Annotated in this window: 10 protein-coding genes; 4 read left to right on the plus strand and 6 right to left on the minus strand. The window is 68.1% G+C overall.

What is annotated here, in order from left to right; translation table 11 throughout:
- Window positions 1-1,261 precede the first annotated feature (1,261 nt).
- The 4 genes from ACWDRB_RS52690 to ACWDRB_RS52705 all read left to right on the plus strand — a co-directional run bounded on the left by ACWDRB_RS52690 (window position 1,262) and on the right by ACWDRB_RS52705 (window position 8,725).
- Complete coding sequence (locus ACWDRB_RS52690; RefSeq protein WP_449907929.1) at window positions 1,262-3,988, plus strand: beta-L-arabinofuranosidase domain-containing protein; 2,727 nt, start codon at window positions 1,262-1,264, stop codon at window positions 3,986-3,988.
- A complete protein-coding gene (locus ACWDRB_RS52695) occupies window positions 3,985-6,006 on the plus strand; it encodes a family 43 glycosylhydrolase (RefSeq protein ID WP_449907931.1) in 2,022 nt (673 codons plus the stop codon). Before ACWDRB_RS52690 ends, ACWDRB_RS52695 begins: the two co-directional genes overlap by 4 nt.
- Before the next feature lie 72 nt (window positions 6,007-6,078).
- Window positions 6,079-7,533 carry a non-reducing end alpha-L-arabinofuranosidase family hydrolase gene (locus ACWDRB_RS52700; RefSeq protein ID WP_449907932.1) on the plus strand — a complete coding sequence of 485 codons (1,455 nt, stop codon included), beginning with the start codon at window positions 6,079-6,081 and terminating at the stop codon, window positions 7,531-7,533.
- 169 nt (window positions 7,534-7,702) lie between these two features.
- On the plus strand, window positions 7,703-8,725 hold the full coding sequence (locus ACWDRB_RS52705) for a LacI family DNA-binding transcriptional regulator (RefSeq protein ID WP_449907934.1): 1,023 nt from the start codon (window positions 7,703-7,705) through the stop codon (window positions 8,723-8,725).
- 125 nt (window positions 8,726-8,850) lie between these two features.
- Here the strand turns inward: ACWDRB_RS52705 and ACWDRB_RS52710 are convergent, their stop codons facing one another.
- The 6 genes from ACWDRB_RS52710 to ACWDRB_RS52735 all read right to left on the minus strand — a co-directional run bounded on the left by ACWDRB_RS52710 (window position 8,851) and on the right by ACWDRB_RS52735 (window position 16,210).
- On the minus strand, window positions 8,851-9,897 hold the full coding sequence (locus tag ACWDRB_RS52710) for a LacI family DNA-binding transcriptional regulator (RefSeq protein ID WP_449907936.1): 1,047 nt from the start codon (window positions 9,895-9,897) through the stop codon (window positions 8,851-8,853).
- Between the two features lie 371 nt (window positions 9,898-10,268).
- Window positions 10,269-10,625 carry a hypothetical protein gene (locus ACWDRB_RS52715; RefSeq protein WP_449907938.1) on the minus strand — a complete coding sequence of 119 codons (357 nt, stop codon included), beginning with the start codon at window positions 10,623-10,625 and terminating at the stop codon, window positions 10,269-10,271.
- Window positions 10,626-10,698: 73 nt separating this feature from the next.
- A complete protein-coding gene (locus ACWDRB_RS52720) occupies window positions 10,699-12,390 on the minus strand; it encodes a cellulase family glycosylhydrolase (protein WP_449907940.1) in 1,692 nt (563 codons plus the stop codon).
- Between the two features lie 90 nt (window positions 12,391-12,480).
- Complete coding sequence (locus ACWDRB_RS52725) at window positions 12,481-13,926, minus strand: glycoside hydrolase family 43 protein (RefSeq protein WP_449907942.1); 1,446 nt, start codon at window positions 13,924-13,926, stop codon at window positions 12,481-12,483.
- 258 nt (window positions 13,927-14,184) lie between these two features.
- Window positions 14,185-15,069 (minus strand): beta-galactosidase, encoded by an 885-nt coding sequence (locus ACWDRB_RS52730; RefSeq protein ID WP_449908120.1) that lies wholly within the window; start codon window positions 15,067-15,069, stop codon window positions 14,185-14,187.
- A gap of 106 nt (window positions 15,070-15,175) precedes the next feature.
- Window positions 15,176-16,210 carry a LacI family DNA-binding transcriptional regulator gene (locus tag ACWDRB_RS52735; RefSeq protein ID WP_449907943.1) on the minus strand — a complete coding sequence of 345 codons (1,035 nt, stop codon included), beginning with the start codon at window positions 16,208-16,210 and terminating at the stop codon, window positions 15,176-15,178.
- Window position 16,211: the final 1 nt, after the last annotated feature.

Consider the following 16,211-nt stretch of genomic DNA (forward strand, 5'->3'; position numbering starts at 1 on the left):
GCCGACGCTCGCGAGCCGACTGCGCCGATACGGGACGGAAAGCGGCCACGGAGCGTCCGGCGGCCTGGTGTGTGGTGCCTGCGCGGATCTCGCTCGGCTGCGGTCGTCAGCGCCCGCTCGGCCAATGCCAGTTGTTAGCGCTAACAAGCAGCTTGCTCGTCGAACTCCTCCTCGGAGGGCCGGTGGGAGGCGGTGGCCTCACGGAGCAAATACGAGACAGAAAGGTAATGTCAAGAGCCTCCGGGTCGGCAGCGGATCAAAGGAGACGGAGGCCGAGCGCGCTCACCTGGCGTTTCCCGGGCAAGGCCGCAGTCGATCGACGAGGGCGTCGCCATGAAACTTTCAGCTGAGGTCTCGCACGGCCAGTCAGACCGAAACTTTCAGGTCCACCTGATCGACCGTAGTACCACTACAAGGGGCATAAGCGTCGGACGGCGTCGCCGAAAATTTTCAACGTTCCATTGACAAATTTCGGTGCGATTCCCACACTGAGTTCCCGAGGCGATTTCCCTGTCAGATCGGTGGTGCGCGACAGGGGCGCTGTAACGACGCCCTTGTGGTGCGGAGCCACGCCCGGCGCGGCAGCCGCGCAGAGCGGCCGCTACTTCGGCACCGCCATCGCCGCGGGCAGCACCGAGAACTGCTGGTTCCCGGTGGTCGCGAACCGCTCAGGGACGAAACTTAACTAAGATCAATCAGGGTGCCGGCCGCGCCGGTAGCGCAGCCATAGGCCGGCAGCATGTTGCCGATGAGCGGCGACCTGAGCGCAGCGCCAGGCCCAAGGCGATCGTCCGCGCCTCGGCTCCAGGTCAGCAACTTAATTCGCGATCTGTCGCAAGTTACCCTATTGCCAACGCGTAACTTCTGTGAAACTTTCACATGCACGAGCAGTGCGGCGCGATCTCCCTGCAGGCAAAACTCCAGGCGGGAAGGCGTTCCGACGGCAACGCCCAGGTCGGCGAGGGCGCCCCTCGTTGACGCCGGGCCTGACCGTCGGATGTACTCCGCGACAACGCGCTCAACGGAGTAGGCCAAGGATCGACTGTTAGCGCTAACAGGTTGCCCTCTGCGATTCAGTAACGGAGGCCTGGATGTCCTCTCTCGTCCCCCACGACGACACAGGAGCCATGACGGCTACGGTTCGCTCACCGGCGATGTGTTAGCGCTAACACATGGCCCAAGAACGGCCTTCGAGGGCCTGACCTGGTGAACACGTGACCGGCGGACGCCGGTCACCGCCCCCCACCTCCAAGGAGCCCCCATGTCCTTGAGCCGTCGCCGGCTCTTACAGGCCGCGGGCGCGACCGTCGCGTTCTCGGCCGCCGGCCAGGTAATCGGCACGTCCTCCGCTCTGGCCGCACTCCCCTGGGCCAGATCCGACATCGGCGTCTCGGCCTACGAGTTCGACCTCGGCCAGGTCCGGCTGACCACCGGCCGTTGGCTGGACAACCAGAACCGCACCCTGAATTACCTGCGCTTCGTCGATGTCGACCGGCTGCTGTACGTCTTCCGGGCCAACCATCGCCTGTCCACCAACGGCGCGGCGGCCAACGGCGGCTGGGACGCGCCCAGCTTCCCGTTCCGGTCCCACATGCAGGGCCATTTCCTGACGGCGTGGGCGCAGGCCTACGCGGTGCTCGGCGACACCACCTGCCGGGACAAGGCCAACTACATGGTGGCGGAACTGGCCAAATGCCAGGCCAACAACGGCGCTGCCGGATTCACCAGCGGCTACCTGTCCGGTTTTCCCGAGTCGGACATCACGGCCGTGGAGAACCGCACCCTGACCAATGGCAACGTGCCGTACTACTGCATCCACAAGACCCTGGCCGGGCTGCTGGACGTGTGGCGGCTGATCGGCAACACCCAGGCCCGGACCGTGCTGCTGGCCCTGGCCGCGTGGGTGGACACCCGCACGTCGCGGCTCAGCTCGAGCCAGATGCAGGCCATGCTCGGCACCGAGTTCGGCGGCATGAACGCCGTGCTGACGGACGTGTACCAGATGACCGGTGACTCCCGCTGGCTGACCACGGCCCAGCGGTTCGACCACGCGGCCGTATTCAACCCGCTGGCCGCCGGCCAGGACCAGCTCAACGGGTTGCACGCCAACACGCAGGTGCCCAAGTGGATCGGAGCGGCCCGCGAGTACAAGGCCACGGGCACGACCCGCTACCGCGACATCGCCGCCAACGCCTGGTCCATCACCGTCGGCGCGCACACGTACGCCAACGGCTCCAACAGCCAGGCCGAGCACTTCCGCGCCCCCAACGCGATCGCCGCCCACCTGACCAGAGACACCGGCGAGGCGTGCAACACCTACAACATGCTCAAGCTCACCCGGGAGCTGTGGCTGCTGTCGCCGACCCGGGCCGACTACTTCGACTACTACGAGAACGCCCTGCTCAACCACCTGATCGGGCAGCAGAATCCAGCCGACACGCGCGGGCACGTCACCTACTTCACCCCGCTCAACCCGGGCGGACGCCGGGGCGTCGGCCCGGCCTGGGGCGGCGGCACCTGGAGCACGGACTACAACTCCTTCTGGTGCTGCCAGGGCACCGGCATCGAGACCAACACCAAGCTGATGGACTCGATCTACTTCCACAACGGCACCACGCTGTTCGTGAACCTGTTCGCGCCCTCCACGCTCAACTGGAGCCAACGCGGCATCACGGTCACCCAGACGACCTCCTACCCGGTCGACGACACCACGTCGCTGCAGGTCACCGGCAACGTGAGCGGATCGTGGACGATGCGCATCCGCATCCCGGCCTGGACCCAGGGCGCGACGGTCAGCGTCAACGGAGTCCAGCAGACCATCGCCACCACGCCAGGCACCTACGCCGACCTCACCCGCTCGTGGACGTCGGGCGACACCGTGACCGTGCGGCTGCCCATGCGGGTGGCCACGAAGGCCGCCAACGACAGCCCCGGCGTGCAAGCCGTCACCTACGGACCTGTCGTGTTGTCGGGCAACTACGGCAACACCAGCCTTTCGTCGGCCCCGGCCCTGACGTCCTCATCGATCACCCGGACCAGCACCTCGTCCCTGGCCTTCACGGCCACGGCCAACGGGGCGTCGGTGCAGCTGGGGCCGTTCTACGACGCCCATGACCACAACTACGTCGTCTACTGGAACACCGGTGGTCAGGGCGGTACCGGCGCGGCGAGCTTCCGGCTGCTCAACGCGGCCAGCGGGCTGGCCCTCGGCATCCAGAACATGTCCACCGCCGACGGCGGCCTGGCCCTCCAGTGGACCGACAACGGCACCGCCGACCACGACTGGGTCCCGGTCGTCGACAGTGATGGCCTGCGGTTCCGCAACGTGCACAGTGGCAAGGTGCTCGGCGTCGAGAACATGTCGACCGCCGACAACGCCCGGGTGCTCCAGTGGGGCGACACCGGCACCGCCGACCACCGCTGGACGATCAGCGACGTCGGCGACGGCTCCGTCAAGATCCGTAATGTCCACAGCTCCAAGCTGCTCGGCATCCAGAACGGCTCGACCGCCAACGGGGCCCCGGTGGTCCAGGACTCCGACAACGGCAGCGCGGACAACCAGTGGCGGTTCGTGCCGAACGGTGCGCGGCGTATCCAGAACGCGGGCACCGGGATGGTGCTCGGCGTCACCGGCATGTCCACGGCCGACGGCGCGCTCGTCGTCCAGTGGGGCGACACCGGCACCGCCGACCACCTGTGGACGGCGATCGTCGACACCGGCGGCTACCTGCGGCTGCGCAACTCCAACAGCCAGAAGGTGCTGGGTGTGGAGAACGGTGGCACCGCCTCCGGCTCGCGCGTCACGCAGTGGGCCGACAGCGGCACCGACGACCACCGCTGGCGGCTGCGCTACGGGTCGGGTGCCGCCTTCCGCGTCCAGTGCGCCAACGGCGGCCGGGTCCTCGGGCTCGGTGGGACGTCCCAGGGCTCGCAGGTCGTGCTCGCCGACGACAACGGCTCGAACAACAACCTCTGGAGGTTCCTGTGAGGCGCGTGCTCGCGGTGCTCTCGTCCCTGCTTCTCGTGGGCGTGCTCCTCACGCCCACGGCGTCGGCCGCCACGGTCGACACCAACGCGTGGTACGTCCTGGTCAACCGCAACAGCGGCAAGGCCCTGGACGTCTACAACGCATCCACCGCCGACGGCGGCCGGATCACCCAGTGGACCCGCAACAACCAGAACCAGCAGCAATGGCAGTTCGTCGACTCCGGCGGCGGCTACTACCGCCTCAAGTCCCGTAACAGCGGCAAGGTCCTGGACGTCAGCAACTCCTCCACCGCCAACGGCGGCGCGATCGTCCAGTGGGCCGACCACAACGGCACCAACCAGCAGTGGCGCCTGGCCGACTCGGCGGGCGGCTACGTACGCCTGATCAACCGCAACAGCGCCAAGGCCCTGGAGGTCCAGAACGCCTCCACCGCCGACAACGCCAGCATCGTCCAGTACGACGACTGGGGCGGCGACAACCAGCAGTGGCAACTCGTCCCGATCGGCAGCGACCCGAACCCGGGTGGCGACTACACCAACCCGGTCGTCTGGCAGGACTTCGCCGATGGCGACATCATCCGGGTCGGCGACGCCTACTACTACTCGGCCTCGACGATGCACTACTCGCCGGGCGCGCCGATCCTGCGCTCCTACAACCTGGTCGACTGGGAGTACGCCGGACATTCGGTCCCGAGACTCGACTTCAACTCCGCCGCCTACGACCTCAACGGCGGCCGGGCGTACGTGAAGGGCATCTGGGCCTCGACCCTGAACTACCGGCCCAGCAACAGCACCTACTACTGGATCGGCTGCGTCGAGTTCAACCGGACCTACGTCTACACCGCCTCAGCCGTCGACGGCACGTGGACCAAGCGCTCCCAGATCAACAACTGCTACTACGACGCCGGCCTGCTGATCGACACCAACGACACCATGTACGTCGCCTACGGCAACAGCACCATCAGCGTGGCCCAGCTCTCGGCCGACGGGCTCAGCCAGGTGCGCTCCCAGCAGGTGTTCCAGACCCCGAGCAACGTCGGCACCCTGGAGGGCTCCCGCTTCTACAAGCGCAACGGCTACTACTACATCTGGCTGACCCGCCCCGCCAACGGCCAGTACGTGCTCCGCTCCACGTCGCCATGGGGCCCGTACGAGATGCGCCAGGTCCTGCTCAACATGCCCGGGCCCATCTCCGGCGGCGGCGTGCCCCACCAGGGCGGGCTCGTCCAGACCCAGAACGGCGCCTGGTACTACATGTCGTTCGTCGACGCCTACCCCGGCGGCCGGGTCCCGGCGCTCGCGCCGATCACCTGGACCGACGACTGGCCGACCGTCCAGACCGTCAACGGCGGGTGGGGCGTCAACTACCCGAAGCCGGACATCCAGACCAGCCGGACCGTGGCCTCCATGATCGGCCCCGACACCTTCACCTCAGGCAGCCTTGGCCACCGCTGGGAGTGGAACCACAACCCTGACACCAGCCGCTTCTCCACCGGCAACGGCCTGCGCCTGCAGACCGCGACGGTCACCAACGACCTCTACAACGCCCGGAATACTTTGACCCACCGCATCCAGGGCCCGTCGTCGACGGCGACGATCGAGCTCGACTACTCGCAGCTGGCCAACGGCGACCGCGCCGGGCTGGCGATGCTGCGCGACCAGTCGGCCTGGATCGGCGTCAAACGCGACAACGGCGTCAACCGGGTCGTGATGACCAACGGGCTGACCATGAACAGCTCCTGGCAGACCACCGGCACCGGCACCGAGGCGGCCGGCGCCAACATCTCAGGCGGCCGGATCTGGTTGCGGGTCAACGCCGACATCAGGCCCGGCTCCGGCAGGCAGGCCCGCTTCTCCTACAGCACCGACGGCAGCAACTTCGTCAGCCTCGGCCCGGCCTTCACCCTGAACAACGCCTGGCAGTTCTTCATGGGCTACCGCTTCGGGATCTTCAACTACGCCACCCAGTCCCTCGGCGGCGCGGTCACCGTACGCCGCTTCGACCTCACCACCCCCTGACGCACACGTCGACACGGGAAGGCACCAACCAGCAATGGCAACTCGCCGAAGTCGGATAAATCGGAGCGCATCATGAAATTCAGATCCCTATCCGTCCTCGCGACGGTGGTCACCTTACTGGCGAGCCTGTTCGTCGCCCTTCAGACTCAGTCCGCCAACGCGGCCACCGTCGACACCAACGCCTGGTACGTCCTGGTCAACCGCAACAGCGGCAAGGCCCTGGACGTCTACAACCTCTCGACCGCCGACGGCGGCCGCATCACCCAGTGGACCAGGAACAACCAGAACCAGCAGCAATGGCAGTTCGTCGACTCCGGCGGCGGCTACTACCGCATCAAGTCCCGCCACTCCGGCAAGGTGCTCGACGTCTACAACTTCTCCACCGCCAACGGCGGCGCGATCGTGCAATGGGCCGACGGCAACGGCACCAACCAGCAGTGGCGACTGGCCGACAGCTCGGACGGCTATGTCAGGTTCATCTCGCGCCACAGCAACAAAGCCCTGGAGGTCCAGGGCGCCTCCACCGCCGACGGCGCCAACATCGTCCAGTACGACGACTGGGGCGGCAACAACCAGCAGTGGCAGCTCGTCCGGGTGGACGGCGGCGGCAACCCCGGTCAGTGCGATCTTCCGTCGACGTACCGCTGGACATCGACCGGCGCGCTGGCGAACCCGAAGTCGGGGTGGGTCTCGCTCAAGGACTTCACCGTCGCCCCCTACAACGGCAGGCACCTCGTCTACGCCACGACGCACGACATGGGAACGAGTTGGGGTTCGATGAACTTCGGCCTCTTCACCAACTGGTCCGACATGGCCTCGGCCAGCCAGAACACGATGTCCTCCTCCACTGTCGCGCCCACGCTCCTCTACTTCGCCCCGAAGAACATCTGGGTGCTCGCCTACCAGTGGGGTGGGACCGCGTTCTCCTACCGGACGTCGAGCGACCCCACCAATCCGAATGGCTGGTCATCGCAGCAGGTGCTCTTCTCCGGAAGCATCTCCGGCTCCGGAACAGGCCCCATCGACCAGACACTCATCGGTGACAGCACGAACATGTACCTGTTCTTCGCCGGGGACAACGGCAAGATCTACCGGGCCAGTATGCCCATCGGAAACTTCCCGGGCAGTTTCGGCGCGACCTCGACGGTGATCATGAGCGACACGACGAACAACCTGTTCGAGGCCGTTCAGGTCTACAAGCTCCAGGGCCAGAACAAATACCTCATGCTCGTCGAGGCGATCGGCTCGCAGGGCCGCTACTTCCGCTCGTTCACCGCCACCAGTCTGAACGGTTCGTGGACACCCCAGGCCGCCACCGAGAGCAACCCCTTCGCAGGCAAGGCCAACAGCGGCGCCACCTGGACCAACGACATCAGCCACGGCGAGCTGGTCCGCGCCGGCGCCGATCAGACCATGACCGTTGATCCCTGCAACCTGCAGCTGCTCTACCAGGGACGCAACCCCAACTCCGGCGGCGACTACGGCCTCCTGCCCTACCGGCCCGGTCTGCTGACCCTGCAACGCTGATGACGTGACACGGGTCCGGCTCGGAGCCGGCGTGGCAGAGCCTCCCTGCTCGCGCCCTTCCGCGAGACGGCCTCCGGCTCGGAACACCGTTTCGGGGCGGCCCGGCGATCCGGGCCGCCCCCCGTCAGCGGCTGCCCGTCTCCCCGCATTCCGTGACTAAACTGCCGCCATGCCCACGGAGTCGTCTCCTCTCACCCTCGCTCAGCTCGCCGAGCTGGCCGGAGTTTCCACCGCGACGGTCTCCAAGGTCGTGAACGGCCGTTCTGAGGTGTCGTCCGAAACCCGCGCCGCCGTGGAGGAGCTCATCCGCCGGCACGGCTACCGCCGCCAGCGCCGCCGCTCCATGCCTACGGCCCTGGTGGAGCTCGTCTTCCACGCTCTGGAGGGCGACTATCCCGTCGAGATCACCAAAGGTGTGGCGGAGGTCGCCCGTCAGCACGACCTCATGGTGGGGATATCGGACCTGCACCGTGACCACACCGCCGGAGACGTCTGGCTGGAGAGCGTGCTGCGGCGCCGCCCGAGCGGCGTGATCGCGGTGTTCTCCGGCCTGACCGAGACCCAGCACGAACAACTCGCCCGCCGCGAGATCCCGCTGGTCCTGCTGGATCCGGCCGACACTCCCGCGCGGAACATCCCATCGGTCGGCGCCGGCAACTGGAACGGCGGGCTCACGGCCACCCACCACCTCCTGGAGCTCGGGCATCGCCGTATCGCCATCATCACGGGGCCCGACTCCGCGCTGTCCAGCCGGGCCCGTCTCGACGGCTACCGCACCGCCCTCGACATGGCCGGCGTACCCGTCGACCCGGAGCTGATCGGCCGGGGGGACTTCTTCATCGAGGGCGGTCTGGCCCAAGCGCACCGCATGCTGCGCCTGCCCGACCGGCCAACCGCGATCTTCGCCACGAACGACGGCCAGGCCATCGGCGTCTACCACGCGGCCCATCAGCTCGGCCTGCGCATCCCGGATGATCTCAGCGTGATCGGCTTCGATGACATGCCGTCGGTGCGGTGGGCCGTTCCACCGCTGACCACCATCCGCCAGCCCCTCACCGAGATGGCCGCCGCGGCAACCTCGATGCTGCTGACACTGGCCCATGGCGAGCAACTGCCGCAGAGCCGCGTCGAGCTGGCCACCGAACTCGTCGTACGCGAGAGCACCGGGCCTCCCATGCTCCCGCCCGCCTGAGCCGGAGCGCGGCATCCAAGGGTCAACGGGCCGAGTTCACCAGCAGGCGCCCCGAGGGCTCCCCCTCGCCGAGCAGGTCGTCCCCGGTCGTGGACACCTTGGTGGATCTGCTCCACCGAAACAGCTCAGTCCCTCGGCGGTGCTGTGCTCTCGCGGATCGTGAGAGTTGTCGCGATCTCCATCCCCGCTTGGGGGACCGACTCTCCGCGGCCGATGGCCAGCGCCAGTTCGGTGGCGGCGACCGCCATCTCGCTCAGTGGCTGGTGGACCGTGGTCAGAGGCGGATCGACCCAGGCCACGACCGGAACATCGTCGAAGCCCACCACGCTCAGGTCCCCGGGGATGGACAGCCCGAGCTCGCGAGCGGCTTGGTAGACGCCGAGCGCCTGCATGTCGTTCGCGGTGAAGATCGCGGTCGGCCGGTCAGGCCTGGACAGGAGTTCGCGCGCCGCGGCGCAGCCGTCATCGCGGGTGAGAAGGGTCCTGACCAGGAGTTCGGGATCCGCGGGCACGTCGGCTTCAGCCAGCGCGGAGAGGTAGCCGGCCACTCTGGCGCGGCAGAAGGCATGATCCGGACCGCTGATCATGGCGATGCGGCGGTGCCCCAGTTCGAGCAGGTGCCGGGTCGCCGTCTGGCCACCCCTCCAGTTGGTGGCGCCCACGAAGGGGACGCCGTCCGGCAACTCTTCGATCGGGTCGAAGACGACGAACGGGATGCCTTTCGCCTTCAACTTGTCACGCTCGGACGGCGAGAGCTGGGCCACTGACAAGACGCAGCTAGGCCGCCGGCCGACCGTGTCGTCGATGGACATCGTAGGCGTGCCGTGGAGGCCGAACTCCGAAACCATGACCCCGACGCGGCTCTTTCGCGCCACCTGCTCCACACCGCGGATGATCTCCACGGCCCACATGTGCTCAAGCTCGCGGAACACGAGTTCCACGACATTGCTCCGGCTGGCCGAGGGCCTGCGGTATCCGTGCCGGTTGATCAGTTCTTCGACACGGGCACGAGTCTGCTCCGATACTCCCGAACGTCCGTTGAGCACTTTCGACACCGTGGGGATCGAGACGCCCGCGGACTCGGCGATGTACGCGATGGTGACCGACGCCGGTCCGTCACCACGCGGGCTCTGCTCGTCGGCCGCCGGTTCGCCCGATCGGTTGTCCGTCACGTTCACCCTTCCTCATCAGCGGCGGGTCCGCCACGGCTTGTCCCCGGCCATTCTCGCGCCGCCCACCGCGAGGGCGGCCGGACCGTAGGCCATGCGTCCTGTCCACGGGGGCGGCAGGCCAGGAATCATCACTTACACCAAGGAAACTATAGAGCAAGTCCGACGAAAACTTTCCTGCTGCCAGGACTCCGTCACTGACGGCAAACGGTGGTTCCGCCTTGCGCACCATGCGGGCGAACGTCGCAGCGGTCGGCATGCAGAGCCAGGCATGGCTGTCATCGCTGGTACCGGCAGGGCTTCCCGCACGAGATGTTCGATAGTACGGTTTCGCGAGAAACTTTCGCGCTGCGCTGAAAAAGGCATGCCCTTCGCTATTTCGAAGACTTCTCACCCGACCTGAACGGCGACTGGGCGTTCCGTTTCTCCAGACGGGACTCGACGAGCCGGACGACAGCAAGCCCTTCGCCTACACCGAGTTCGCGCACGCGATGGGCAACGGCCCCGGCGGCCTGGCGGAATGCATGCGGCTGTGCGAACAGCACCCGCGCGTCGAAACCGGTCGTCATCGAGTCGGGCGGTCCACCGACCGGGCGGGCGCGGGAATCCGCGTCGAGGGCGGCCCGCTGTTCGGTCTCGCCGCCCGGCGCTGGAGCGACCGGCACCTCGCAGCGGCCCGGCGCCAGACCGACCTGGTCCCCGAGCCGCTGAGCCGCCGACTTCGCCTTCATCCTGTCGACGACGTCCTGAACAAAGAGCCACCGCCCCGCGTATGCGCGGGGCGGTGGCGTCAGATCAGAAGAGTCACGACGCCGTGCCGGTGACCGTGTCGCCGGACCTGGTCACCTGGTAGGTGACCTTCGCGCCACTCCAGAAGTGGAAGGTGAGCGTCAGCGGCGCGCCCTCGCGCATGACGCCGAGGAAGTCCTTGAGGAGGCGGATGGAGTTGCCGGAGTAGTCGGGAGAGAAGGTCCTGCCGTACTCCTTGTAGGACGTCCACTCGTGGGGAGCGGCGTTGGTGCCGTCGGCGTACTTGGCCTCCATCGTGGCCACCCGGTCACCCCGGAACTGGGCCGGGACGGTCAGGGACTCAGTGGTGCCGGCCGCGCCCGACAACACCGGCGTCTCGTAGCTGATCACGTTGATCTGCCACGGGATGCCCTGGGAGAACCGGGCCTGGATCGTCGCGTTGACGCCGTGGGCGCGATCGCCCGCCAGCCGGGTGAGGGCGGCCGCCGTGAGCGTGAGCTTGTCGCCGGACACCGTGTAGTCCCGGCCCGGGGCAAGCCTGGCATCGCCATGCCAGAGTCCACGGAACGAGGTCCCGTTCAGGTTCAGGGTGAGCGACTGGGCCTCGATCGCGCCCGACTTCGACACGAAGATCGAATCAGTGGAAGCCGTACCGGAACGGGTGGTGAAGCTGGACTTGATCTGGGCGAACAGCCCCGGGTCCTTCCACCGCAGGGTCTCCCGGTTGAGGTGCTGGCCGTTGTCCCACCACATCGTGGTCAGTTTCTTGATCCGCGCCTGGTAGCCCAGCAGTTCGAAGAACTTCAGCTTCTCACCCCGCTGGACGGCGTTCACGTCCACGTCGAAACTGAGCAGGCCGTACTCACCGAGGATCGCCGGGATGCCGCGGGAGATGAAAGTCTGGGCCGTCCTGTCGTAGTAGCCGATGAGTTCCTGCTGGGACTCTTCGTTGAAGGTGGTGACTCCGGCGATGTTCACGCTGAACGGCCAGTAGCCGTAGTGGTGGATGGTCACGGCCAGGTTCTTGTCGTTCAGCGAGGTGATCTCACCGTACAGGGCGTCCAGGAAATTCTGGGTGGCGTTGGTGTGAAGGGTCGGCAGCACCAGGATGCGGTCGGCGTTCTGGCCGCCGGAGGCGCGGACGATGCCGTGGAAGGAGCGGTTGAGCTCGGCCAGGAGCTTGGTCGCCTCCCCCTCGGTGGCGTTGTCGAACTGGGGTTCGTTGACGCTCTCGAAGAGCACCTTGCGCGGCGCGTCGCGGAACGCGGCGGCGATCTGGGTCCAGGAGGCGTTGAAGCGGGCGACCACCTGGTCGCGGTCGGTGGCCATCTTGGCGATCCACTGCCACGAGTCGTGGTGGACGTTGATCAGGACATAGAGGTCGGAGGCGAGCGCCAGGTCGACGACCTCCTTGACCCGGTTCATCCACTTCGCGTCGATGGTGTACGGCGCGGTGGCGGACTGGTGGTCGGTCCAGGTGACGGGGATGCGGACGCTGCGGAAGCCCTGGGCACGGATGGTTTCGAACAGAGCCTTGGTGGCCCGCGGGTTACCCCATGAGGTCTCGTCGGGGATCGCGTCCAGCGTGTTGCCCAGGTTCCAGCCGGGCTGCATGGCCGCCACGACATCCATCGCGCTGCGGACGCCCTTGTCGGTCGAGGCCGCGGTGGGACTGCTGGCCAGCCCCAGTACGGTGATCAGCGCGATGAGAAGGCTCGCCGCGCGCGAGAGGGGGGTTCTCCTCATTTCTTCCCTTCCATGAGTCGCCACTGCGCCTGCTGCGCCGTGGGGTGGATGCGGTGCGTGAGGATCAGGCGGCCGGCTTCAGCAGGGAGTTCATGGCGTGACCTCGTAGTCGAACCAGTCGAAGTGGACAGTGCCGGTCGCGGCGTACATGCCGATCACCCGGCCGGTGAAGCCGCCCGCCACCTCGGTGGACAGGTAGCGGCCGTCGAGGGAGGCGAGCACGGTGGAGCCCCCGACGCTGAACGAGAGCGTGTCGGGCGCCGAGCGCGGATCACCGGGAGACCGCGGGTCGCCGGCCTGGACCGCGAGCACCAGCGGACCGGCGGGGACGGCCTGTTCCGCGACCACGCTCCGTACCGAGCCGAGGCGGGCGATGACCTGGACCCGGCCGTCGCCCGCCTCGATCTCGTAGTGGTGGTGCTCGTCGAGCCGGACCGCCAGGCCGCCGCGCCCCTGCGCGGAGTCGATCAGGGTCCTGGCCCGCCACCTCAGGTGCTGCGCGCGGCGGCCGAGGAAGGTCACGTCGTGCTCGTCGAGGGAGGCGCCGTCGGCGCGGAGTGTCAGCGATCCGGCCCGCTCCTTGGTGGTGTACAGGTCCGCCGGGCGGCTCCGCATCGAGATCCAGCAAGCCTGAAGCTCAGCCAGGTCGAAGTCGTCCATGAATGATCCGGACGGCGAGCCGGAGACGATCTCGCCGACGACCGGCCAGCCCTCCTCCCAGGTCACCGGGGCGAGGAAGGTTTCACGGCCGAGGACATGCCAGCCGGGGGTGCCTCCGCCGGGCCGAACGCCGAGAAAGGCCATCCACCAGGAGCCGTCGGGAGCCTGGACGAGATCCGCGTGGCCGGTGTTCTGGACCGGATGGCCGGTGCTGCGGTGCGTCAGGATCGGGTTGGCCGGGCACGGCTCGAACGGCCCGTCGGGCGCGGGCCCGCGGGCGATCGACACGCCGTGGCCCCGCTCGGTGCCGCCCTCGGCGATGAGCAAGTACCAGTAGTCACCGATCCGGTAGAGATGCGGCGCCTCCGGGGCGGCGGCGCCCGGCGTGCCCGACCAGAGCTTGTGCGGCTCCCCGAACGTCTCTCCCGTCCGCGGGTCGATACGCACCTGCACGATCCCGGCGACCGTACACCAGCAGGTGCCGTCGTCGTCCCAGGCCAGATCGGGGTCGATGCCGGGGACGCCGGGCAGCCGGATCGGGTCGGACCACGGCCCGGCCGGGTCGGTGGCGGTGAACAGCATGTTGCCGCCGCCATCGGCCACGACGGTGACGATCAGCCAGAACCGGCCGTCGTGGTGGCGGAGCGTGGGCGCGTAGACCCCGGCCGACGAGAGGGTGCCGGCGGACAGGCGCAACTGGCTCGGCCGCTCCAGCGCGTTGCCGATCTGCGTCCAGCGCACGAGGTCGCGGCTGTGGAAGACGGGCACGCCGGGGAAGTATTCGAAGCTGGAGCAGACGAGGTAGTAGTCGTCGCCGACGCGGCAGATACTGGGGTCGGGATGGAATCCGGCGATAACCGGATGAGGGTTGGACACGCCGCGTGGTCCTTTCATCGGAGGCGGAGCAACGCTGCGGACGGAGCGGTGGGCAGAGGGTTTCTTCGCTGCCGCGTCGACAGAGGGTGAGATAGGTGGCGGTCGGGGCGTGCATAGCCAGCACGATCCACGGGTCGTCCCAGGCCGGCAGGCCGAGCGGCCAGGCGGGTACGGCCTGCGGCAGGTCGGCCCGGAGGTCCTTGTAGACGGTCACGGCCTCGTGGACGAGGTCGCGGGCTTCGGGGCCGAGTTCCGTGATCAGGCCGGACAGGTGGATCCGGCCGAGCAGCGCGCCGGCCATGGTGAACGCCACCTCGTCCGGGGAGTCCCCAGGCTGCGGATAGGCCCAGACGGCGCCCTGCTCGGGCGGGACGGCGGTGGGGGGCCGAGGCCGCGATGGGCGCGTAGAGCTGGAGGTTCTGCTGGTCGCTGGTGGACTGCAGTTGGAGCCGGGAGAGCAGGGCGTGGTCGGAGCGCATGCCGCCGGAAGGCCGCCAGCACCAGGTCGGACCAGAACCGCCGGAAGTCCAGGTGCTGGCCCGGGTTCTGGTGCCAGTTGGTGGCACGCGGCGGCAGCACCTGCTCCCAGGAGCCGTACCGCTGACTCCAGAACGCCGTCCCCCACGCCTCGTTGAGCGCCTCAAGCGACCCGTGACGGTCACGCAACCAGTCGCGGAACGCGGCGGCGGTGTGGTCGCACCAGCAGAGCGTGACGTACTCGTTGTGCACGTGCCACATCACGACCGCCGGATGCTCGCCGTACCGCTCCGCGAGTGCTCTTGCGATGTTTCGCGCAGCAGTGCGGTAGGCGGGGGAGGCCAGGCAATAGGTGTCCCGGCTGCCGTGAATGTGCCGGGCGCCGTCTCGTGTGACGGGCATGGCGTCGGGATGGGCCAGGGTGAACCACGGTGGCGGGGAGGCCGTGGGAGTCGCCAGGTCCACCGAGACGCCGTTGGCGTGGAGCCGGTCGAGATGGGCGTCGAGCCAGGCGAAGTCGTAGCGGCCCTCCTCCGGCTCCAGCAGCGCCCAGGAGAAGACGCCGACCGTCGCCAGGTTGACCCTGGCGCGGCGCATCAGCGCGTCGTCTTCCTTCCAGACCGCTTCGTCCCACTGCTCGGGGTTGTAGTCGCCGCCGAAGAACATCACGCTTCCTCCGCCCTGATCGGGAGCCGGGCCCCGTCGCGCAGGAAAGCGTCCTCGATGCGCCAGGCCTCGGGGTCACGAAAACGGGGGGACATATGGAGTGCTCCTAGATGAGGCTGTGCCGGGGGGCCGGGCCGGTGCTCTCGCGGATGGTCAGGGTGGGGGCGAGCAGCACCAGTTCGTCGGTGGGCTGCTCGCCGCGCGTGGACGCGGTGATCCGTGACATGACCTGCTCGACGGCGATCCGGCCGAGCTCCTTCGCGGGGCCGGTTACCGCTGTGAGGGCGGGCGCGTACCGTTCGGGCAGATGTTCGGGGCACAGGGCGATCACCGACGCGTCCTCGGGAACCGTCCGCCCGCTGGTGCGCAGGAGGTCGAGCAGCGGCCCGATGGCTCCCTCGTTCTGCACCACGAAGCCAGTGGTGTTGGGCCTGTCCGACAGGATCCGTCCGAGCGCACCGGCCGTGCTCTCATAGGTGCCCTCGCAAGGGCGGTGCAGGAAGCGCAGACCGCGTTCCTCCGCACGCGCGCGGAACCCCGCCAGGGTGCGCTCGGCGTATCCTGCGTGCCGCCGGTAGATGCCGGAGCCGTAGCCGATGAAGGCGATGTCGCGGTGGCCCTGGTCGGCCAGATGATCCGCGCACAGCGCGCCGGCGGCGGAGAAGTCGTGGTCGACGCAGGACAGCCCTCGGGGATCTTCGGGCAGGCCGATGAGCGCCGCCTGGGTGCGCAGGTCCCCCAGCGTCGGGATGCGCTTGTCGTCCAGCTCGACGTCCATGAGGATGACGCCGTCGGCCAGGCCGCTGGCGGCGAGGCGGCGGATACCGTCGGGGCCCTCGTCATTGGTGATCAGCAGGACGTCGTAGCTGTGCTTGCGGGCGGCCACGGTGACGGAGGTGGCGATTTCCATCATGATCGGCACGTACACGTCGCTGCGGAGCGGCACTGCCAGAGCGAGGATGTGCGAGCGCTTGCCCGCCAGCGCCCGGGCGCCCGCGTTCGGGTGGTATCCGAGCTCGATCACGCACCGCTCGACGCGCCGCCGGGTCTCGGCGGAGACGCGGCGCTTGCCGCTGAGCGTATAGCTGACGGTGCTCGGGGAGACGCCCGCCGCCTTGGCCACATCGGCGATGGTCACCATC

The sequence above is a fragment of the Nonomuraea sp. NPDC003707 genome (assembly GCF_053587055.1).

Bases quoted from the DNA above. Each gene is read 5' to 3' on its own strand.
- ACWDRB_RS52690 (WP_449907929.1), top strand. From the start codon at position 1,262: ATGTCCTTGAGCCGTCGCCGGCTCTTACAGGCCGCGGGCGCGACCGTC.
- ACWDRB_RS52700 (WP_449907932.1), top strand. From the start codon at position 6,079: ATGAAATTCAGATCCCTATCCGTCCTCGCGACGGTGGTCACCTTACTG.
- ACWDRB_RS52705 (WP_449907934.1), top strand. From the start codon at position 7,703: ATGCCCACGGAGTCGTCTCCTCTCACCCTCGCTCAGCTCGCCGAGCTG.
- ACWDRB_RS52715 (WP_449907938.1), bottom strand. From the start codon at position 10,625: ATGAAGGCGAAGTCGGCGGCTCAGCGGCTCGGGGACCAGGTCGGTCTG.
- ACWDRB_RS52720 (WP_449907940.1), bottom strand. From the start codon at position 12,390: ATGAGGAGAACCCCCCTCTCGCGCGCGGCGAGCCTTCTCATCGCGCTG.
- ACWDRB_RS52730 (WP_449908120.1), bottom strand. From the start codon at position 15,069: ATGTTCTTCGGCGGCGACTACAACCCCGAGCAGTGGGACGAAGCGGTC.
- ACWDRB_RS52735 (WP_449907943.1), bottom strand. From the start codon at position 16,210: ATGGTGACCATCGCCGATGTGGCCAAGGCGGCGGGCGTCTCCCCGAGC.